Genomic DNA, 17,533 nt, shown 5'->3' on the forward strand with positions numbered 1-17,533 from the left:
TTTCTTTTCCTCAAACCGGAATCTTCAGGTTGAGCTTGTCCACGAGCTCCTTGTAACGGTTCCTGACGGTGACCTCTGTGACGCGCGCTACCTCGGCCACCTCGCGCTGGGTTCTCTTCTCGTCCTCCAGCAGGCCGGCGATGTAGAGTGCAGCCGCGACCAGGCCGGCCGGGCTCTTTCCGCTTGTGAGTCCGCGGTCGTAGGCCTCCTCCAGTATCGCGATGGCCCTTCTTCTGACACGTTCGCTCATGCCGAGTTCGTCGGCGAACTTGTTGACGTAATCCGTCGGCTTGACGAAGAGCTTCTTGGGGGTCAGGTTCAGGTTCCTGGCTATGAAGCGGAAGCTCCTTCCTATCTCCTTCTTGTCAACGCGGGAGATGTCGGCTATCTCGTCGAGGGTTCTCGGAACCTTCAAAAGCCTGCAGGATGCGTAAACGCATGCCGCTATTACGCTTTCAATTGAACGACCCCTTATAAGCCCTTTTCTCACGGCCTCACGGTAGAGCCTCGCGGCCTCCTCCTCCACGTGCCTCGGGAGCTTCAGCTGGGAGGCGATTCTATCCAGCTCGCTCAGTGCGAACGCGAGGTTACGCTCGGCGGCGTCGCTGACGCGGAGGCGGCTCTGCCACTTCCTGAGCCTGTACATCTTCTCACGCATCAGTCCGGAGAGGTTCCTGTCGATGCCGATGTCGGTTGAGAGTCCCTTGTCGTGAAGGAGAATACTCTCCGGGGCTCCAACGCGGGCACGCTTCTCCCTCTGACTGGCGTCAAAAGCGCGCCACTCCGGTCCCGTATCAACGACGTTCTCCTCAATAACGTAACCGCAAACCTTACAGATTATCTCGCCCCTACCCGGGTCGTATATGAACTCCGTCGAGCCGCAGACCGGGCAAACCCTACGATTGCTCACTCCAACACCCCCAACCGGCCGGCTATTTTATATAGCCCTTATAAACCTTCGCCTTTTTTAACCACGTAGCGGAGTAACCAGGCGAGGTCCTCGCGCTTGAAGGTTATCCTCTCCAGAACCCGGACGTCCCAGTCCTCCTCAACGATATTCGCGTAAATCCAGAGGAAAACGGGGTCGTCGTCGGTCCCAACGTGGAGGTTGCGGTAGAGAAGATCGACCGTCCCGTCCTTGTTCTTCTTCACCGAGACGGCCTTCCAGGTGTCCAGACTAACCTCTCCCTTTTCGTCAAGGATCTCCACTATCTGCTTGGCGTCCATTGGGTCACCTTCCGGGCTCACCACTTAATCGTGTAGTCCCTGCGCGTTCTCTCGTCTATCTGGGCCAGAATCCTCTTGAGCTTGGCGTCGTCGATGGGCTCCCTTATCTGGCCCGCCTGGTAGAGCTGAACCAGAACGAGCTCAACCTGTCTCGCAAGCTCTGGCTTGACGAGCTTAACCCTGCCGAGCCTCTCCCTGGCCTCGGGGGTAAGGATTCTCCGCATTATGGCATCGAGCTGGGCCTCAAGCTCCATCTCCTGCCTCAAAGCCTCCTCCTGGGCCTTTTGCTGTTCAAGGTACTTCTTCTGGAGTTCCATGAGTTTGCGCTTCCTGATTTCCTCTATGTCCTCAGCCATGGCCCTCACCTCCGGGTTAAGATTGGGGAGGGGGTTAAAAGGCTTTGCGTTTCAGGGCTTCACTTTCTCCCCAGGGTCCGGATGAGAACCGCCGCCCCGAGGATTGCCACGGCGAGCCACACCGCTGTTGTGAAGTCTCCAGAGGGTTCAGAGCCGTCAGAACATTGGGGATAGCTGAAACTGACCCGCCCGGGCCAGGAGGCTGACGGCCACGTATGAGCGGGTTCTATGAATGTATACACCGTGAGACTCCCGCCGCGATAGAAGAGCAATGGAACTTCGGAGGGGTTCTCAATGGGAGTCGAGCTGTTGTCTAAGTGGTGACCGGGAACGTAGTAGATGAGCACTCCGCCGGCGACCGGAACTGCGGCGAGATGCTCGATATCCTGACGGGAGTAGTATTCCTCCAGCTCCACGATGGGTATCTCGTACCGCTCTCCGTTACCCTCAACCACGAGGCTTTGACTGGAGATACTGACGCTGAACCTGGGTGGAACGTAAGAAACGTGCTCCTTGGCAGGTTCGTTTACCATGAAGAAGGAAGATTCGGTAACGCGGTAAACCTCGAACGTCCCGTTGCGGTGGATGACGTAAACGTCCGGTGGACTGAGCCTCACGCTTCCGAAACCCGGGTGGAGTTCACCCAGCGTGCGAACGCATTTCTCTCCAGGCATGAACCAGAACAGATGGGTGCCGTTGAAGACGAGCCAGGCGTTGGGGGGCAGGCTGGAGGAACCCGAAGATACGAAGGCAACCGGCAAGTCCTCGGCGTATCCTAATCTCCCAACGTAGCTCAGGGAGGTGCCGTTGAAGTGATAAATGTCAATCCACACGGAGACCGGTGAGGGGGAACAGCACGGCTCGGTTCCCGGGCACTGGCACTGATGGTCATAGAGCCACCAGGTGGCCAACAGGAAAGCATCCTCGCCGTTGGAAATAACCGTTATGGAGCCCAGACGGAACTCTCCGGCACTCGCAAGAGGGAGGATGAGCAGATACATCACAACAAAGACAGTGAGGGTTTTTCTCAGTGGCATATTCTCACCTGAGGTAGCGTTTGGAGTATCAACCGGAACCCATAGAAAAATTTGAGGCGGCCCTAAAAAACATTTCCTGGCATAGAAAGCCGGCAGAAGGGACAGAGGTTTGAAAAAAGGCCGAGCTCAGTACTTCTTGAGCTCGGGGATCTGCTCCTCAAGCTCCTTCTTGAGCTCGGTGGCGATCTTGTCGAGGAAGCTCTGTCCCTGCGGGGTGACGGTCCTTCCCTCGCCCGGAACCTTCTGGACAAAGCCGGCAGCCTCGAGCTGCTGGAGGGCCTTCCTTATGATGCTTCCTCCGGCCTTGTAGAAGTGCTCCGGAGCGTGGCCGCGGTTCTTCCTGCCGCCGTACCAGGTCCTGAGCCTCTCGATGCCGACCGGGCCGTCGACGTAGACCTTCCTGAAGACGCTGGCGACCCTGTAGTACCACCAGTCGTCCTGCTCCGGGATTCTCTCCTTGTGCCTGCTGGTCTTGACGAACGGGGCCCACTCGGGCGGCTTTATAGCCTCTATCTCCTTGAGCTTCTGCGCAACCCTCTCAACGAGCAAATCACCGGGAACGTCGTAAACAGTCGCCATCCTTCAATCCCTCCCCTTCTTGAATTTCCTCCTGAATTGAGCGATATCGAGCCTGACTTTCTTAACGGGCTTCTCTTCCCGCTTTTCCTTCGAAAGCTCCTTTCTCTGGAGCTTCCTTAAATACTTTTCCCAACCTTCCCTCGGTTTGAACAATATAAACCTTTTGCCGCGCACGTCGATGAGTTCGCTGTCGGTCATCTCCGCGACTTTTCTGGCCAGGGCCTGCCTGTCGAGTCCAGTGTTGATAAGGGCGCCCTTCCTTATCTCAACCTTGAGGATGCCGTCCTTCTCGAGCTGGGTGTTTATCTCCTCTATTACCCCCTCATCAAGTCCCCTCTTACCTATCCACGCCCGTGGAGGGATATCGTAGTATCTCGCCCGCACGGCGCGTCTCACCTTACCCGGTAAGCGTTTCTCCATCTCTCTCACCTCTAAGCCTCTCGCGGTTTGCTGAAGGCCTTATAAAAGTTGGCCTTTTAAAGCTATTTGCCGAAGCGTTCCATGGCCTCCTCCGGTGTGAAGACCTCAGGAAGCCATCCGAAGTGCTTCTTGTTGTAAGTAATTAGTGGGGCGTTGAGTTTCAGCGCCAGGGCACCTATCATGTAGTCCCTCGCGTTTTTGGAGAAGTCCCAGCGACCAAGGGCACTTTTAGCAGAAAACCTGGCGGATTCCACGTCAAAGGAAACGACATCAACCCCCACAGTCCAAAGGAGCGTTTCAAAGTTTTCCAGGGCAATTTGAAAGTTCCCCACCTTTTTTACGGTGTGGTAGAGGTATTCGGTGTAAACCACCGTGTTTATCACCGGTTCAAGGTTTGAAGACTTCAGCCACTTGAGGAACTTCCAGTTGTTGAAGGCGTTTGTGTCCAGGACGACCTTCATTTCCCTCCCTCCAGCTCGCTGAGAGAGCGCTCTATGCCCCTTGCAAGTCCCTGCCTGACCTCTTCGACTGTTTCCTCTATATCTGCCGTCAGTTCGGCCATTTCCTTAAGGAACTCATCCAGGGGCTTTATCACGTAACCCTCGCGGGTTCTGACGAAAACCACCTCGTCCCCGGCCTTTATTCCCAGCGCCTCCCGCACCTCCTTGGGGATTGTCACCTGGTATTTCTTCGTCACAACTGGCATTACCATCACCAAAAGAGTATTACACATCCAATCTAATAACCCTTTCGGGGTGAGGTTAATAAGGCACTCTAGGCACTCAAAATGGGGATCCCCATGAAAGTCCATCATCTCTACTCCGGCGGCAAGGACTCAAGCCTGAGCGCGTGGATTCTAACCAGACTCGGCTACGAGGTGAGATTGGTAACCGTCAGCTTCGGCCTCCTCGACAACTGGAGCTTCGCCAGAGAAACGGCAGAGAGGCTGGGCTTCGAGCACCAGGTCGTCTATCTGCCGAGGGAGATTCTGGAGAGGGCGGCGGATATGGCAATCAAAGACGGCCATCCGAACAACGCGATTCAGTTCATCCACGAGAGGGCCCTCGAGGCGGTGGCTTCAATGCCGGAAGTCGAGCGCGTGAGCGACGGAACGAGGAGGGATGACAGGGTTCCTTTCCTTGACCTGCCGAAGGCCCGCTCGCTGGAGGACCGCTTCAACGTGGCGTACATAAGACCTCTCCTAGGACTCGGCTACAAGACGATACGCGAGCTGACCGAGAGGCTCTTCGTCGTTGAAATCAGGGAGAGCGAAGAACTGGAGAAGGCCGACTACGAAGTCGAGCTGAGACACCTGCTACGCGAGAGGGGAATCGACCCGCTGGAGATATTCCCAAAGAGGCACTATCAGTCGAGGGTTCTCGGCTGGAGGGGGCGGGAGACCTAATTCCCTATCTTTTTTCCAAAATCTCCCGCGAAGAAATCCCCGGATTGAGTTCGGACTGGGGAGAAGAGAAAAGGAAATCAGAGCCCGCTGAGCTTTCTGACTATCGGGTTCTCGGCCTCTTCGGGCTTTATCTCCTCGACGCTCTCGATCCATATCTTGTTCCTCGGAACGCGGTGCTTGCTGCCGACCTCGGAGTAGAGTATCTCAACGACGTCCTCGGCCTTGAGGCCGCGGTATTCCCTGGTGAACCTCTCCCTCTTTCCGTTCCTCTCGAAAACGCCCTTAACGCGGAAGACCTTAACCTCCATAGCTCACACCTCCATCATCAGTCAAGGAAGCCCAAGGCTTCTTCAATCTTCACTATCTCGGGTCCGGTGGTCAGGTGCCCAACGACGACACCGTGAGAGTTCGCCAGCATGCAGGAGCCAACGAAGGGAACGCCCATGTTGGCCGTTCCGACGTATATGTCAACCTTGAACAGGTCGCGGAGCCACTCGAGCTCCTCGTCGGTCGCTTCGGGGTGAACGAGTCCGCCCCTGTTGGTGACCACTCCAACGCTTCCCACGGCGTGGAAGTCACCTATCATGCCCCTCTCGACCTCGACGCCGAGTAGGTCCTCGAGCCTCTTGGCCTCCTCGCGGCTGAACTTTGCACTCACCAGCGCCGCCCTGTCGTTGGCGAGGATGAGGTTGCCGAAGGCGGTGAGGGTGCTCTGGAACGGGACTATCTCGGTGTCAATCCCGTGCTCTCTGAGCTGGCCGTTTATCCTCTCCAGCTCGGCGTCCCACGCGTACCAGGGGACGATCATTGCGTTGGAGTTTCCGGCCGCGAATATACCCACTATGCGCGACTTCATTATGCTCGTTTCAATGAGCGGAACCTTGAGAACCTCCCTGAGAACCTCGAGCTTCTTCTCGCCGAGGCCCTCCCTGATAAGGGCTAGCCTGTCGGTGGCAGTGCCGTAAACGCCCAGGTATGGAGAGTTCTCAAAATCGAGCCTTTCTATGTGCATCTCGTCACCTCGTTAAATTAAAAGTAATCAGGCGAGGGAGACCTTGGCAATCCTCTTGCCCTCTTCCTCTTCGACAACGACCTTAACGCGGAGCTTGTTGGGCGGCTTCTGGGCGCCCCTCTCCCAGAGCTTCTCGTTGACGTCGGTGCCGATGACGACCTCGTCGGCCTTGGCGTGCCTGGCTATCCACTCGCGGACGAACTTGGCAGCTCTCGGGGCCCTCTTCCAGCGCGGAACGCGCTTCTTTATCTTCTTGATGGGAACGACGAATATGACTTCCTCTCCGGGCTTGATCATCTAAATCACCTCACTCCTTGAGCTTAGTTCTCCTCCACATCCTTCTCTTCGGGTGGGTCATGACCTTCCTGTTGGTCTTGACGATGACCCAGACCGGAATGCGCCTGTTCTGCTTGGCGGCCTTGGCAAGTCTGAGCTTCTTCGCAAGCGGCTTGTTTCTCGCCATAACTACACCTCCCGGGATTATCATGATGCCTGTTGATGCTTTGGCTATCCTTTTTTAAGCTTTTTCGTGGGGTTTTAAGGTTTTCCACCCGGAGCTATCCCCGGCGTTTTCTCATCAGGAGGAGGGGGATTACCGAGAACCCGATTATCGCGGCCGGACCGCAAACGCCCGAACCCTCTTCCCCTGGCAGGGTCTGAGTGGGCGTGCTTTCCTCCGGGAGCTCCGGGGAGACGTTGAGGGCGTTGCCCGTATCAATATACGGAATGCCGAGTTTAACGCTCCAGTTCCCGACTGGCACCGTTACAACGGCGGTCTCGGCCTTCAGAGCGGAAGTTATTCTGCCGTCTGAGTAGTAGAATGCCAGGCAGGTACCGTCGAGTGTGGTAGGGGCGTTTGAGGAGTAGTCGCCCCAGACGGTTGCCCAGCCGTGCCCCTCGAGCGCGATTCCCGTAACGTAGAATGGGTAATAAAAGAGTATCCCCTCCCCCACTTTAACCCCGCGGAGCATTGACGCAGTTTTTGAAGAGGGGACACACCGAGAGAGGTTTTCCAGAGGGATCCTGGAGATGTCGAGGGAGGGCGTTATGAAACTAACGGCGCTCCGGTTGGCCTTCCACGCACGGAACTCATGGGAGGAATCACGCCCCAACGTGCTCACTTCAATGGGGTGGAGAATCCTCCCAACGGGGTCGTAGACGAAGGTTTCGTTGAAAGCTGGTCCCCAGTAATAGATGCAGAAGTTTCTGAATCCTCCACTGCTCAGCCTCCCGTACACCCACGAGCCATTGACGTTGAGGAACAGCCCTGGAAACGGTGTCTGGAGGAAGGACACCGATGACTCACCAAGCCCAGCATGGAGGATTTCCTCTCTGTTAACGCAGAGATCCACGAAAGTGAAGTTTTCGGGGGAGTAATGGGGTACGGTGCGGACGATGGAGATATAGACCCTGCTTTCATCTGGGGGGAGTTCCAGCTCAGGAACGGAAGAGTTTCCCCCAACCCGCGCGATGGTTCCGTTTGGAAGCTTCAGAACTGGCTGAGCACAGGTAAACGCCTCACCGGAACCGTCGGAGGCCCAGACATAGGTCTCAACCGAGAGGTTCAGAAGGGGGCTGAGCTTTCCGTTGTGGTAGTACAGCAAAGGCGGGAAGAGCCGTCCCGTCAAGGGCGTCGCGCTGGCGTTATTGGGGGAGCAGACGAAACCGGAGTGCCCAACCCACATGTGGGGGAAGTAAACGCTGGACCAGTTCCCGATGAGGAGATATTCCCTGACGGAGTATGGCTCTGGAGTGTAGGCCTCAAGCCCGTAGCTTGGAAGGTAGAGGATGATTCCTCCGCGGAAGGGTACCGCCCGGAAGAGCTTCAGCAGGCTCTCCGCATTCAGGCCGCTGGAGTCGCTGAAGTTCAGAAGGCGGAGGTACTTCTCAAAGGCCTCAACCGGAACGGAATATGTTTCGTTGGCGTAGGGGAAGGAGAAGACCAACGAGCCGTTGGAGAGTGTCCCGCTCACAGCCATGGCATCGGGCAGGTTGAAGAGAACGTCCGAGTCAATTTGAGAAAGGCGAACGGGCCTCCCAATCCGTTCCTCCTCCGGGAGGTACTCCATGACGGTGTAGCTTACGTTGGTGCAGACGTCGAACTCGCAGGGGGAAAGGTGGCGGACACCGATGAGGAACCACTCCCTCCCGAGGGGAGCAACTGAAAGGACGGTGAAGTTGAACCTCGCCAACGAGTCCGTGACATTAACGTACTTCACGCCGTCACCGACTTCGAAGAGGATATATTCCCTTCCGGAGAGCTCGCGGCAGCCGATGTAAGCGTCGGGAGAGTCTATTGGGCACATATAGTCGGGCAGTTTTCCGTACTCGGACACAGTAATCCCAATGAGGGCGAAACTTCCGTTGCTGGCGACGCTGAGGCGCATCATAACCGGATGGTCTGGAAACCGATACCCGGGTGCAGGTTCGGCAATAACCTGCTGGGGGAGAATGGCACCGATGAGGAGCAGAAGGACAAGGAAACGGGAGGTTCTCATACCACCACCGATTTAACTATCGCATGGAATTAAAAACGTTTTGGAATGGAAGAAGAAAATGAAACGATGCGTCAGAATATCAGCGGCGCCCTGTACTCGCCCCAAACCTCGCGCAGGACGTCGGTGACCTCTCCAAGGGTCGCGAGGTGCCTGTGGGCCTCGATGATGTAGGGCATGAGGTTCTCGTCGTCGGTTTCGGCCGCCTTCCTGAGCCTGTCGAGGGCTTCTTCAACCTTCTTGCTGTCCCTCTCACTCCTGAGCTTCCTGAGCCTCTCGATCTGCTTCTCCCTGATGCTCGGGTCGACCTTGAGTATCTCGACGTCGAGCGGCTCGTCGACGATGAACTCGTTCACACCGACGATGATGCGCTTCTTCTCCTCGACCTCCCTCTGGTACTTGTAAGCGCTCTCCGCTATCTCCTTCTGGATGTAGCCGCGCTCTATGGCCCGCATCATGCCGCCCATCTTCTGAATCTTCTCGATGTACTTGAGGGCCTCTTCGTAGATGTGGTCGGTGAGCCACTCGATGTAGTAGCTGCCTCCGAGCGGGTCTATCGTGTCCACAACGCCGCTCTCGTAGGCGATAATCTGCTGGGTTCTGAGGGCTATCCTGACGCTCTTCTCGGTCGGAAGGCTCAGAGCCTCGTCGTAGGAGTTGGTGTGCAGGGACTGAGTTCCTCCGAGAACCGCTGCGAGGGCTTGAATGGCAACCCTGACTATGTTGTTCTCCGGCTGCTGGGCCGTCAAGGTGGAACCGGCCGTCTGGGTGTGGAAGCGCAGGAGCATTGAGCGCGGGTTCTTGGCGTTGAACCACTCCTTCATTATGTAGGCCCAGAGCCTTCTGGCGGCCCTGAACTTGGCAATCTCCTCAAGGAAGTTGTTGTGGGCGTTGAAGAAGAAGCTCAGCCTTCCGGCGAACTTGTCAACGTCCATACCCCTGTCTATGACAGCCTTGACGTACTCAATACCGTCCGCCAAGGTGAACGCTACCTCCTGGACGGCGTTGGCTCCGGCCTCGCGGATGTGATAGCCGCTTATCGAGATTGGGTTCCACTTGGGGACGTTCTCGGCGCAGTACATTATGATGTCGGTCGTGAGCCTCATGCTCGGCTGCGGCGGGAAGATGTAGGTTCCTCTAGCTATGTACTCCTTGAGGATGTCGTTCTGGACCGTTCCACGGAGCTGGTTCTGGGCAACACCCTGCTCCTCGGCGACGAGGATGTACATGGCGAGGAGGTTAGCGGCGGTCGAGTTGATGGTCATCGAGGTTGAGACCTTGTCGAGCGGGATTCCGTCGAAGAGGACGCGCATGTCCCAGAGGGAGTCAATGGCGACACCGACCTTTCCAACTTCACCCTCGCTCATCGGGTGGTCGGAGTCGTAGCCTATCTGGGTCGGCAGGTCGAAGGCAACACTGAGACCGGTCTGTCCCTGCTCGAGGAGGTACTTGTAGCGCCTGTTGGACTCCTCAGCGGTTCCGAAACCGGCGTACTGCCTCATCGTCCAGAAGCGGCCGCGGTACATGGTTGCATAAACTCCGCGGGTGAACGGGTACTCACCGGGGAAGCCGAGCTTTTCGAGGTAATCCCAGTCCTCACCGAGGTCAGCGGGAGTGTAGGTGCGCTTTATTTCAAAACCGTCGTCGGTCATGAACTTCTCCTTTCTCTCGGGCCTCTTCTCAATGAACTTTTTAACCGTCGTTTCGTCCCAGCGCTTTTCCTCCTCCCCAATCTTCGCGAGCTTCTCCTTATCGAAAGTCATGCCTACCACCTGCCCCTATTTGGGCGCCGGCCTATAAAAAGCTTTTACATAACTAAAGGTTGTGCTTGACATCGGATAAATTATCCATCAGTCGGGGAAGTCGCGGCCTACGAGCACCGCCCAGGCAACGGCCAGGAAGATGGCCCCAACGGCGCCGAAGAAAACGGTGGTGTAGGCGGAGTTCCCGATGAAGGCGCCCAGGTCAACCTTATCGAACCCGGCCTTCAGCAGAACCACCGCCTGATAGCCGAGGGTGTAGCGCTCCGGGTTTTTGACGTAGGGAATCTGGGGCAGGAGGAACTGAAGGAGAAAGACTATCCCAAAGGTCGCCAGCGAGGCGTAGAGCGGGCGCGTTATGATGACCGAAACCAGCATCGCCAGGGCGCCGAGGGCGGCCAGAACGAGGAGCGTCGCTCCCAGGGCAAGGAGAAAGTCGGGCAGGCCTTTCCAGAGTCCGTTCGCACCGGTATCGTAAACGAGGGGGTTGTAGAGCCAGATAACGGTGTAGGGAACTCCAAAGAGAATCGCAAGGGCGCCGAGTCCAGCGAAAAACTTCGCGGCTACAACCTCGCTGAGCCTCACCGGCCTCGCAAGCAGTACCCTTATCGTTCCCCGGTCTATCTCACCCGCGAGGAGGTCGCTCATGAGGATTATCGCGATGAGCTGGCCGATTATACCCAGCCAGTAGTTGGGGACCAGATCAAGCATGAGAGCCTGAAACGCCTTGAGCATAGCATCAATGCCGGTTCCCGATGCGTTTGGGCTGAGAAGGTATATGAACGCAGGAAAGAACGTAACGAGGAAGAGGACCTTGAGCTTCCTTGAGCGGATCAATCTCCTGAACTCGCTCTCAAAGACCACCCAGAGGGCGCTCTGGAAGGGCTTCATGCCGTTATCGCTCATTCCTTCCACCCCACGTTGAAGCGCTTCATCAGGATCCTCTCCAGCGGACTCGTGTGGGACTTGAAGAGCTTGAGGGCGAGTCCCTCTTTGGCCAGAAAGGCAGGTAGCTCAACGAAGAACCGCTCCGCGAACCTCTCGTCGAGCTTCACTCGGAGGATTCCCTCCTCTTCCCAGGCCTCCCTGACGTAGACTTTATCCTTCAGAAACTCCAGGAGCTTTGCGTTGTCCGAGACAACAACGTCGTAATCTGTCCCCTCAACATTCACCAGGTCTCTAACGCGCCCCTGTTCGATGAGCTGGCCGTCCTTGATCAGGCCGACGTGGTTGCACATCCTCTCTATCTCGCTGACTATGTGTGAGCTTATGAAGATGGTCTTTCCAGCCTTGGCCAGCTCCAAAACCCTGCCGATGAATTCCATTCTCCCGAGGGGGTCGAGGTTGCTCGTCGGCTCGTCGAGGATTAGAAGCTCAGGGTTTCCAAGGAGGGCCATGGCAAAGGTAACCCTCTGCCTCTGACCGCTTGAGAGCTCCCGTATCCTGTTGAAGGCCAGCTTTCCAACTCCGGTGTAGGCCATCAGCTCCCTCGCCTGCTTCACGGCCTCCTCCTTGGGAAGACCTAAGAGACGGCCCATATAGGTCAGGAACTCGAAAATCGTCATGTCCTCATAGGCAAGGGGCTTCTCGGGCATGTAGCCGACCTTCCGCATTATTTCAACCCTCTCACCCGGCATATCGAGGCCAAAAATCCTTATCTCGCCGTAGGTCGGCTTCAGAGCTCCGGTAAGCATCTTTATTGTGGTGGTCTTTCCGGCGCCGTTGGGGCCGAGAAAGCCGTAGACTGCACCTTTGGGAACCTTAAGGTTGAGATGGTACACAACGTTCATCCTGCCGAAGAATTTGGTGAGCTTCTCAGTCTCGATGATGTAAGTGGACATCTCAACACCCAGAGGAATGTCGAAACGAAGATAAATAAGTGTTTCGGGAGCGTATATTCATTTAATGATAATAGGTAACGTCGGCCTCGACAGCTCGGCCCGCTTTGCCTTCCAGAGCCACGCCCACACGGACCACTTCGTCAGCGGTGAGGTTATCTACTCCACCAAGGCGACCAAGTTCCTCAGCCACCTCCGAAAGGGCGGCTTCTACAGGGAAATCGAGTTCGGAAAGACCTTCTACCTCGGCGATTTCAAGGCGAAGCTCTATCCAGCCGGCCATATGCTCGGCTCGGCCGGAATAAAGCTGTGGCTCGAAAACGGGACGCTGTTCTACACCGGCGACACCAAGTGGTTCAAGCTCAGAACGGCCGAGAAGAGCCGCTTCCCGAGGGCGGACTTTCTGATAATCGAGGCCACCTTTGGCGTTCCGCACTTCACGTTTCCAACGCCGCGGGAAGCCGAGAAAAAGCTAATCGCCTTCGTCGAGGAGGCGCTGGAGAGGGGCAAAAAACCGGTTCTTTACGTCAACCAGATGGGGAAAGCCCAGGAAGTCATGAAGATACTCGACCTTCACGGCTACACCGTCAAGGCCTCGCGGGAGATGGTTAAAGTGGCGCGCGTTTATTCGAAGTTCGGCCTTTCCTTCGGCAACATCTCAGCCGACGGTGAAGTCCTCCTCCGTTCCTACCGCTCGCCCAAGGTTGAGAACTCCCTCTCGCCCTGGGAGCTGACGGTTTCCGGTTTTGGAACCCTCAAGCTCAGCAACCACGCCGACTTCTGGGAGCTGATGAGGATCGTGGAAAGGGTAAACCCGGAGAGGGTTTTCACAGTTTACGGCTTCGCCGAGGAGTTTGCAAGGATTCTTAATGGGATTGGATATGAATCAACGGCTATCGAATCCACCACAACATTCTCGGGGTGCTGGAAATTTTTTAACCAAACTTTTTAATCGTTGTTGCATGTACAATAAAGAACGCGAAAGATTAATATATATCCTACACCTACATTACAGTGCAGGAGAAGTGGACGACCAACATTTAAGTTTGTACGTAGCAGCGTTGCGGGCCCTGGTAGGAACGCCCGCTGCCCGGAAGCTTGAGGTCTCCCTCAAGAAAGAACGAAGGGGGTGGTGCCCCAAGCTTCCCCCCTCCCTCTTTGTACTTCTTCCAATCACAGTCCATATAATGTTGTAGTTTTTCCACATCCCCGCTATGTCTCTGGCTCTTCTTTAATGTCCATTTATGAACACAAAACTTTTTAAACTTCTTCCTTTTAGTTACTAGTGGTAACCAAAAGGTTGAGGGGGTGGGAGTATGGTCTGGAGGAGGGACCGCTACTGGGACCCCTTTGACCTGATGAGGGAGATACAGGAGGAGATCGACGCCATCTTTAGGGACGTCTTCCATGGACCGCGGCTCTGGAGCACCCGGGAGCCCGAGCGCTACGAGTTCGTCAGCGAGACCTGGCGCGAGCCCTTCGTGGACATCTTCGACAGGGGAGATAGATTCGTCATAACGGTTGAACTGCCGGGAGTGCGCAAGGAGGACATCAAGCTCCGCGTTACGGGGGACACCGTCTATCTCGAGGCCCAGGTGAAGCGCGAGAAGGAGCTTGAAACCGAGGGAGCCATAAGGATCGAGCGCTACTACAGCGGTTACAGGAGGGTCATCAGACTGCCGGAGGAGGTCATCCCGGAGAAGACCAAGGCCCGCTACAACAACGGCGTCCTCGAGATAGAGATACCCAAGAAGGCCCCCAAGAAGGAGGAGGGAGAGGGCTTCGAAGTCAAGATTGAGTAACCCTTTCGTTATTTCCATTTGCCACTCAAACCCGACGTGGCTTTGCCCCTGCAACCCGGTAAAATCAGACAACTCACGATCATCGGTCATGAGAAGTTTGGAGGTGGTGAAAGATGACCGAAAAGAGGGAAGTTAAGCTTAAGGTCGCCTCTGCTTACCAGAGGGACGTTGGAAGGGGAATAGCAAGAATAGACCGCAAGTCAATGCGCGATATTGGAGTCCAGAGCGGTGATATCATCGAGATAATCGGAACCAAGAACACCGCTGCCGTTGTCTGGCCGGCCTATCCAGAGGACGAGGGTCTGGGCATCATAAGAATGGACGGAACCATAAGGAAAAACTCCGGTGTCGGCCTCGGTGACGAGGTTACTGTGAGGAGGGCTGAGGTCAAAGAGGCGAAGAAGGTTATCGTGGCCCCGACAGAGCCCATACGCTTCGGCCACGACTTCGTTGAGTGGTTCCACAGCAGGCTCGTTGGCAGGCCCGTCGTTAGAGGCGACTACATCAAGGTCGGCATCCTCGGCCAGGAGCTAACCTTCGTGGTCACCGCTACGACCCCAGCGGGAATAGTCCAGATAACCGAGTTCACCGAGTTCACGGTCAGCGAGAAGCCGGTCAAGGAGGTCTCCAAGACTGCCGCTCTAGGGGTGACCTACGAGGATATCGGCGGCCTCAAGGACGTCATCCAGAAGGTCAGGGAGATGATAGAGCTCCCGCTCAAGCACCCGGAGATATTCGAGAAGCTCGGCATTGAACCGCCCAAGGGTGTCCTGCTCTACGGCCCGCCCGGAACGGGTAAGACCCTCCTCGCCAAGGCTGTGGCAAACGAAGCCAACGCGCACTTCATAGCCATCAACGGACCCGAGATAATGAGCAAGTACTACGGCGAGAGCGAGGAGCGCCTTAGAGAGGTCTTCAAGGAGGCGGAAGAGAACGCGCCGGCGATAATCTTCATCGACGAGATTGATGCAATCGCCCCGAAGAGAGAGGAGACCCACGGCGAGGTCGAGAAGAGGGTTGTGAGCCAGCTCCTGACCCTGATGGACGGTCTCAAGAGCCGCGGAAAGGTCATAGTCATAGGTGCAACCAACAGGCCAGACGCCATCGACCCGGCCCTTAGGAGACCCGGAAGGTTCGACCGCGAGCTTGAGGTCGGTGTTCCCGACAAGGCCGGCAGGAAGGAGATACTCCAGATACACACCAGGGGAATGCCCATCGAGCCCGAGTTCAGAAAGGGCAGGGTCATGGAGATACTCGAGGAGCTGGAGAGGAACGACGCCTACCGCGAGAGCGCCGAGAGGGCTCTAATGAAGGTCAAAGGAGCGAAGGATGAGGAGATTCCGGAGATACTCAGGGGCATAGACGAGAAGCTCTACGACGAGGTCAAGGCCAGGCTCATCGATGCCCTGCTGGAGGAGCTGGCTGAAGTCACCCACGGATTCGTTGGTGCCGATCTGGCGGCACTGGCGAGAGAGGCGGCGATGGCCGCTCTGAGGAGGCTCATCAAGGAGGGCAAGATTGACTTCGAGGCCGAGCACATACCCAAGGAGGTCCTTGAGGAGCTCAGGGTCACCAGGAAGGACTTCTACGAGGCCCTCAAGATGGTCGAGCCGTCGGCGCTGAGGGAGGTGCTCCTGGAGGTTCCGAATGTCCACTGGGACGACATAGGTGGCCTTGAGAGCGTGAAGGAGGAGCTCCGCGAGGCCGTTGAGTGGCCGCTCAAGTATCCGGAGGCCTTCCTCGGGCTCGGCATAACCCCGCCGAAGGGAATACTCCTCTACGGTCCGCCCGGAACCGGTAAGACCCTCCTAGCAAAGGCTGTAGCGAACGAGAGTGAAGCGAACTTCATCGCCATCAAGGGTCCCGAGGTGCTGAGCAAGTGGGTCGGTGAGAGCGAGAAGAACATCAGGGAGATATTCAGGAAGGCTCGCCAGGCTGCGCCAACGGTCATATTCATAGACGAGATTGACGCCATTGCTCCGCGCAGGGGAACTGATGTCAACCACGTCACCGACAGGCTCATCAACCAGCTCCTCACCGAGATGGACGGAATCCAGGAGAACAGTGGAGTGGTCGTTATAGCTGCAACGAACAGGCCGGACATCATAGACCCGGCTCTGCTCAGGCCCGGCAGGTTCGACAGACTCATACTCGTTCCAGCACCGGACGAGAAGGCCAGACTGGAGATATTCAAGGTGCACACCAGGAACGTGCCGCTCGCAGAGGACGTCAAGCTGGAGGAGCTGGCGAAGAGGACGGAGGGCTACACCGGAGCGGACATCGAGGCAGTGGTCAGAGAAGCAGCGATGCTTGCCATGCGCAGGGGACTGCAGGAAGGCGTAATAAGGCCGGGCATGAAGGCCGACGAGATACGGGGGAGGGTCAAGGTAACGATGAAGGACTTCGAGGAGGCCATGAAGAAGATAGGCCCGAGCGTGGGCGAGGAGACCATGGAGTACTACAGGAGGATACAGGAGCAGTTCAAACAGTCACGTGGGTGACAGCGCGACCAGCGAACGAACGTTCGCGCGGGGTCGGGGCGGATGCCCCACATTACATTTTTCTTTTGAAAGTCTCGCCTTTTATGGTGGGGATGCAGTAAACTGCCCAATGAGCCTTAAATCACCGAAACCCTTTTAAGTCCTGCCAGCGTAATAAGGCCTCGAAGAGGCCACTGTAAAACAACCCCCTCTCCAAAGGGTTTCACGTTACCCTCCAGCGTTGGAGGGTTGACGCCGTAGGGCGTCCTTTCAAGAACCGCCTTCGAGCGGTTGAAAACTCTGAGTGGTGGCCTTTGAACCATAACCCCGAACCGCTTTGTGATAGGGGTAACGGGCCGAAGACCCGGCCTGCGGACTGAACCGAAACCGGCAACGGGAGTAAGTAATGGGTCCGCGAACCGAACCGCCCGCCGGCGAGGGGTTAACTCGCTGGAACCCTCGCCCTTTAGGGCGGGGAGGAGGTCAGCCTTTAGAAGGAACAATCTACAGTTGCGACGTCAGGGAGTCGTCGATAAACGTCAAGGGAGGGGAAGCAAAGGGAAGGCTAAGCGACCCACTCGAGCTCGTAGCCCCTCGCGCGAAGCTTTTCCATGTCTTCCCTCGCTATCCTTTCCGCCTTCTTTATGTCATTGGTGACGACTATCCTCTCTTTGGGGAGGGTGTTGTTCATGTAGTAGACAATTCTCACGAGCATGCCATCACCCCAGTATATCACTGCGAGTGATAGAAAAATCAGGAGGATTTAAAAACATTGTTGCACCGATTTTAACATCAAAGTACACAACAGTCCAGACCAAAATAGGCATCGATGTACAATATTGTCACGATAGTCACAAGTGTCGCTCCGCCGCGGAGAATGCCAAAAAGAATAATTTGGGGAAGAAGAATCACTCGATCTTCTCCAGCTCGAAGACCCTTGCGTCCTTCCGCTTCATTTCCCTTACCGCCATCCTCCTGGCTTCATCGGCGCTGTCGGCGTGAAGGATTATTGTTTCGCCGTGGTTTTCCCCACCGTGGAGGGTAAGGGCCCATTTCATCGTATCACCGGCAGAACTTCGTCACATCTCCAAGCTTTATAAGTCTAACGGGGGAATTTTAATC

At 56.3% G+C, this 17,533-nt stretch carries 23 protein-coding genes; 4 read left to right on the forward strand and 19 right to left on the reverse strand.

Annotation, left to right across the window (positions count from 1 at the left end):
* Positions 1-10: 10 nt before the first annotated feature.
* The 8 genes from FPV09_RS11770 to FPV09_RS11805 form a co-directional block, all read right to left on the reverse strand.
* Positions 11-910 carry a transcription initiation factor IIB gene (locus FPV09_RS11770; protein ID WP_014013583.1) on the reverse strand — a complete coding sequence of 300 codons (900 nt, stop codon included), beginning with the start codon at positions 908-910 and terminating at the stop codon, positions 11-13.
* Between the two features lie 38 nt (positions 911-948).
* On the reverse strand, positions 949-1,227 hold the full coding sequence (locus tag FPV09_RS11775) for a hypothetical protein (RefSeq protein ID WP_058938945.1): 279 nt from the start codon (positions 1,225-1,227) through the stop codon (positions 949-951).
* A 17-nt stretch (positions 1,228-1,244) separates the two neighbouring features.
* A complete protein-coding gene (locus FPV09_RS11780; RefSeq protein WP_014013581.1) occupies positions 1,245-1,583 on the reverse strand; it encodes a DNA-binding protein in 339 nt (112 codons plus the stop codon).
* 59 nt (positions 1,584-1,642) lie between these two features.
* The gene (locus tag FPV09_RS11785; RefSeq protein ID WP_148883538.1) at positions 1,643-2,620 is read right to left on the reverse strand and encodes a hypothetical protein; all 978 of its coding nucleotides are present in this window, start codon (positions 2,618-2,620) and stop codon (positions 1,643-1,645) included.
* 126 nt (positions 2,621-2,746) lie between these two features.
* Positions 2,747-3,199, reverse strand: coding sequence for a 30S ribosomal protein S19e (locus FPV09_RS11790; RefSeq protein WP_148883539.1), 453 nt, complete (start codon positions 3,197-3,199; stop codon positions 2,747-2,749).
* A 3-nt stretch (positions 3,200-3,202) separates the two neighbouring features.
* Positions 3,203-3,619: a YhbY family RNA-binding protein gene (locus FPV09_RS11795; protein WP_148883540.1), complete on the reverse strand. Its 417-nt coding sequence runs from the start codon at positions 3,617-3,619 to the stop codon at positions 3,203-3,205.
* A gap of 62 nt (positions 3,620-3,681) precedes the next feature.
* Positions 3,682-4,080, reverse strand: a complete 399-nt coding sequence (locus FPV09_RS11800; protein ID WP_148883541.1) for a type II toxin-antitoxin system VapC family toxin — start codon at positions 4,078-4,080, stop codon at positions 3,682-3,684.
* Positions 4,077-4,331, reverse strand: coding sequence for an AbrB/MazE/SpoVT family DNA-binding domain-containing protein (locus FPV09_RS11805; protein ID WP_246112353.1), 255 nt, complete (start codon positions 4,329-4,331; stop codon positions 4,077-4,079). The genes FPV09_RS11800 and FPV09_RS11805 overlap by 4 nt, the downstream gene beginning before the upstream one ends.
* Positions 4,332-4,418: 87 nt before the next feature.
* On the opposite strand from FPV09_RS11805, the gene FPV09_RS11810 reads away from it, so the two are divergent.
* Positions 4,419-5,024: a DUF7411 family protein gene (locus FPV09_RS11810; RefSeq protein ID WP_148883875.1), complete on the forward strand. Its 606-nt coding sequence runs from the start codon at positions 4,419-4,421 to the stop codon at positions 5,022-5,024.
* A 77-nt stretch (positions 5,025-5,101) separates the two neighbouring features.
* On the opposite strand, the gene rpl18a is transcribed toward FPV09_RS11810, so the two are convergent.
* From rpl18a to FPV09_RS11850, 8 genes are all read right to left on the reverse strand, one after another.
* The gene (gene rpl18a, locus FPV09_RS11815; protein WP_014013577.1) at positions 5,102-5,332 is read right to left on the reverse strand and encodes a 50S ribosomal protein L18Ae; all 231 of its coding nucleotides are present in this window, start codon (positions 5,330-5,332) and stop codon (positions 5,102-5,104) included.
* A gap of 17 nt (positions 5,333-5,349) precedes the next feature.
* Positions 5,350-6,036 (reverse strand): translation initiation factor IF-6, encoded by a 687-nt coding sequence (locus FPV09_RS11820; protein ID WP_148883542.1) that lies wholly within the window; start codon positions 6,034-6,036, stop codon positions 5,350-5,352.
* A gap of 27 nt (positions 6,037-6,063) precedes the next feature.
* On the reverse strand, positions 6,064-6,333 hold the full coding sequence (locus tag FPV09_RS11825; RefSeq protein WP_148883543.1) for a 50S ribosomal protein L31e: 270 nt from the start codon (positions 6,331-6,333) through the stop codon (positions 6,064-6,066).
* 10 nt (positions 6,334-6,343) lie between these two features.
* Positions 6,344-6,499: a 50S ribosomal protein L39e gene (locus FPV09_RS11830; protein WP_014013574.1), complete on the reverse strand. Its 156-nt coding sequence runs from the start codon at positions 6,497-6,499 to the stop codon at positions 6,344-6,346.
* A gap of 94 nt (positions 6,500-6,593) precedes the next feature.
* On the reverse strand, positions 6,594-8,534 hold the full coding sequence (locus tag FPV09_RS11835) for a CGP-CTERM sorting domain-containing protein (protein WP_148883544.1): 1,941 nt from the start codon (positions 8,532-8,534) through the stop codon (positions 6,594-6,596).
* Between the two features lie 71 nt (positions 8,535-8,605).
* Positions 8,606-10,294: an acyl-CoA mutase large subunit family protein gene (locus FPV09_RS11840; protein ID WP_148883876.1), complete on the reverse strand. Its 1,689-nt coding sequence runs from the start codon at positions 10,292-10,294 to the stop codon at positions 8,606-8,608.
* A gap of 87 nt (positions 10,295-10,381) precedes the next feature.
* Positions 10,382-11,197: an ABC transporter permease gene (locus FPV09_RS11845; protein ID WP_148883545.1), complete on the reverse strand. Its 816-nt coding sequence runs from the start codon at positions 11,195-11,197 to the stop codon at positions 10,382-10,384.
* Positions 11,194-12,132: an ABC transporter ATP-binding protein gene (locus FPV09_RS11850; RefSeq protein WP_148883546.1), complete on the reverse strand. Its 939-nt coding sequence runs from the start codon at positions 12,130-12,132 to the stop codon at positions 11,194-11,196. Before FPV09_RS11850 ends, FPV09_RS11845 begins: the two co-directional genes overlap by 4 nt.
* A 64-nt stretch (positions 12,133-12,196) precedes the next feature.
* Here FPV09_RS11850 and FPV09_RS11855 point away from each other — a divergent pair, with 64 nt between their 5' ends.
* The 3 genes from FPV09_RS11855 (at position 12,197) to FPV09_RS11865 (ending at position 16,432) form a co-directional block, all read left to right on the forward strand.
* The gene (locus tag FPV09_RS11855) at positions 12,197-13,081 is read left to right on the forward strand and encodes an MBL fold metallo-hydrolase (RefSeq protein ID WP_148883547.1); all 885 of its coding nucleotides are present in this window, start codon (positions 12,197-12,199) and stop codon (positions 13,079-13,081) included.
* 364 nt (positions 13,082-13,445) lie between these two features.
* Positions 13,446-13,931 (forward strand): Hsp20/alpha crystallin family protein, encoded by a 486-nt coding sequence (locus FPV09_RS11860; protein ID WP_148883548.1) that lies wholly within the window; start codon positions 13,446-13,448, stop codon positions 13,929-13,931.
* Positions 13,932-14,044: 113 nt separating this feature from the next.
* Positions 14,045-16,432, forward strand: a complete 2,388-nt coding sequence (locus tag FPV09_RS11865) for a CDC48 family AAA ATPase (protein ID WP_148883549.1) — start codon at positions 14,045-14,047, stop codon at positions 16,430-16,432.
* A 116-nt stretch (positions 16,433-16,548) separates the two neighbouring features.
* Here FPV09_RS11865 and FPV09_RS11870 read toward each other — a convergent pair whose 3' ends face one another.
* The 3 genes from FPV09_RS11870 to FPV09_RS12070 form a co-directional block, all read right to left on the reverse strand.
* Entirely contained in the window at positions 16,549-16,734 is a 186-nt protein-coding gene (locus FPV09_RS11870) for a hypothetical protein (RefSeq protein ID WP_148883550.1), read from the reverse strand.
* Positions 16,735-16,976: 242 nt separating this feature from the next.
* Positions 16,977-17,126, reverse strand: coding sequence for a hypothetical protein (locus tag FPV09_RS12065; protein WP_167903534.1), 150 nt, complete (start codon positions 17,124-17,126; stop codon positions 16,977-16,979).
* Between the two features lie 193 nt (positions 17,127-17,319).
* Complete coding sequence (locus tag FPV09_RS12070) at positions 17,320-17,469, reverse strand: hypothetical protein (RefSeq protein ID WP_167889536.1); 150 nt, start codon at positions 17,467-17,469, stop codon at positions 17,320-17,322.
* Positions 17,470-17,533: the final 64 nt, after the last annotated feature.

It is taken from the genome of Thermococcus aciditolerans (genome assembly GCF_008152015.1).
Lineage (GTDB): Archaea > Methanobacteriota_B > Thermococci > Thermococcales > Thermococcaceae > Thermococcus > Thermococcus celericrescens.

Excerpts from the sequence above, each read along its gene's own strand:
- FPV09_RS11775 (WP_058938945.1), bottom strand. The coding sequence starts at position 1,227 with ATGGACGCCAAGCAGATAGTGGAGATCCTTGACGAAAAGGGAGAGGTT.
- FPV09_RS11780 (WP_014013581.1), bottom strand. The coding sequence starts at position 1,583 with ATGGCTGAGGACATAGAGGAAATCAGGAAGCGCAAACTCATGGAACTC.
- FPV09_RS11785 (WP_148883538.1), bottom strand. The coding sequence starts at position 2,620 with ATGCCACTGAGAAAAACCCTCACTGTCTTTGTTGTGATGTATCTGCTC.
- FPV09_RS11790 (WP_148883539.1), bottom strand. The coding sequence starts at position 3,199 with ATGGCGACTGTTTACGACGTTCCCGGTGATTTGCTCGTTGAGAGGGTT.
- FPV09_RS11795 (WP_148883540.1), bottom strand. The coding sequence starts at position 3,619 with ATGGAGAAACGCTTACCGGGTAAGGTGAGACGCGCCGTGCGGGCGAGA.
- FPV09_RS11800 (WP_148883541.1), bottom strand. The coding sequence starts at position 4,080 with ATGAAGGTCGTCCTGGACACAAACGCCTTCAACAACTGGAAGTTCCTC.
- FPV09_RS11805 (WP_246112353.1), bottom strand. The coding sequence starts at position 4,331 with ATGGTAATGCCAGTTGTGACGAAGAAATACCAGGTGACAATCCCCAAG.
- FPV09_RS11810 (WP_148883875.1), top strand. The coding sequence starts at position 4,419 with ATGAAAGTCCATCATCTCTACTCCGGCGGCAAGGACTCAAGCCTGAGC.
- rpl18a (WP_014013577.1), bottom strand. The coding sequence starts at position 5,332 with ATGGAGGTTAAGGTCTTCCGCGTTAAGGGCGTTTTCGAGAGGAACGGA.
- FPV09_RS11820 (WP_148883542.1), bottom strand. The coding sequence starts at position 6,036 with ATGCACATAGAAAGGCTCGATTTTGAGAACTCTCCATACCTGGGCGTT.
- FPV09_RS11825 (WP_148883543.1), bottom strand. The coding sequence starts at position 6,333 with ATGATCAAGCCCGGAGAGGAAGTCATATTCGTCGTTCCCATCAAGAAG.
- FPV09_RS11830 (WP_014013574.1), bottom strand. The coding sequence starts at position 6,499 with ATGGCGAGAAACAAGCCGCTTGCGAAGAAGCTCAGACTTGCCAAGGCC.
- FPV09_RS11835 (WP_148883544.1), bottom strand. The coding sequence starts at position 8,534 with ATGAGAACCTCCCGTTTCCTTGTCCTTCTGCTCCTCATCGGTGCCATT.
- FPV09_RS11840 (WP_148883876.1), bottom strand. The coding sequence starts at position 10,294 with ATGACTTTCGATAAGGAGAAGCTCGCGAAGATTGGGGAGGAGGAAAAG.
- FPV09_RS11845 (WP_148883545.1), bottom strand. The coding sequence starts at position 11,197 with ATGAGCGATAACGGCATGAAGCCCTTCCAGAGCGCCCTCTGGGTGGTC.
- FPV09_RS11850 (WP_148883546.1), bottom strand. The coding sequence starts at position 12,132 with ATGTCCACTTACATCATCGAGACTGAGAAGCTCACCAAATTCTTCGGC.
- FPV09_RS11855 (WP_148883547.1), top strand. The coding sequence starts at position 12,197 with ATGATAATAGGTAACGTCGGCCTCGACAGCTCGGCCCGCTTTGCCTTC.
- FPV09_RS11860 (WP_148883548.1), top strand. The coding sequence starts at position 13,446 with ATGGTCTGGAGGAGGGACCGCTACTGGGACCCCTTTGACCTGATGAGG.
- FPV09_RS11865 (WP_148883549.1), top strand. The coding sequence starts at position 14,045 with ATGACCGAAAAGAGGGAAGTTAAGCTTAAGGTCGCCTCTGCTTACCAG.
- FPV09_RS11870 (WP_148883550.1), bottom strand. The coding sequence starts at position 16,734 with ATGGTTCAAAGGCCACCACTCAGAGTTTTCAACCGCTCGAAGGCGGTT.
- FPV09_RS12065 (WP_167903534.1), bottom strand. The coding sequence starts at position 17,126 with ATGCTCGTGAGAATTGTCTACTACATGAACAACACCCTCCCCAAAGAG.
- FPV09_RS12070 (WP_167889536.1), bottom strand. The coding sequence starts at position 17,469 with ATGAAATGGGCCCTTACCCTCCACGGTGGGGAAAACCACGGCGAAACA.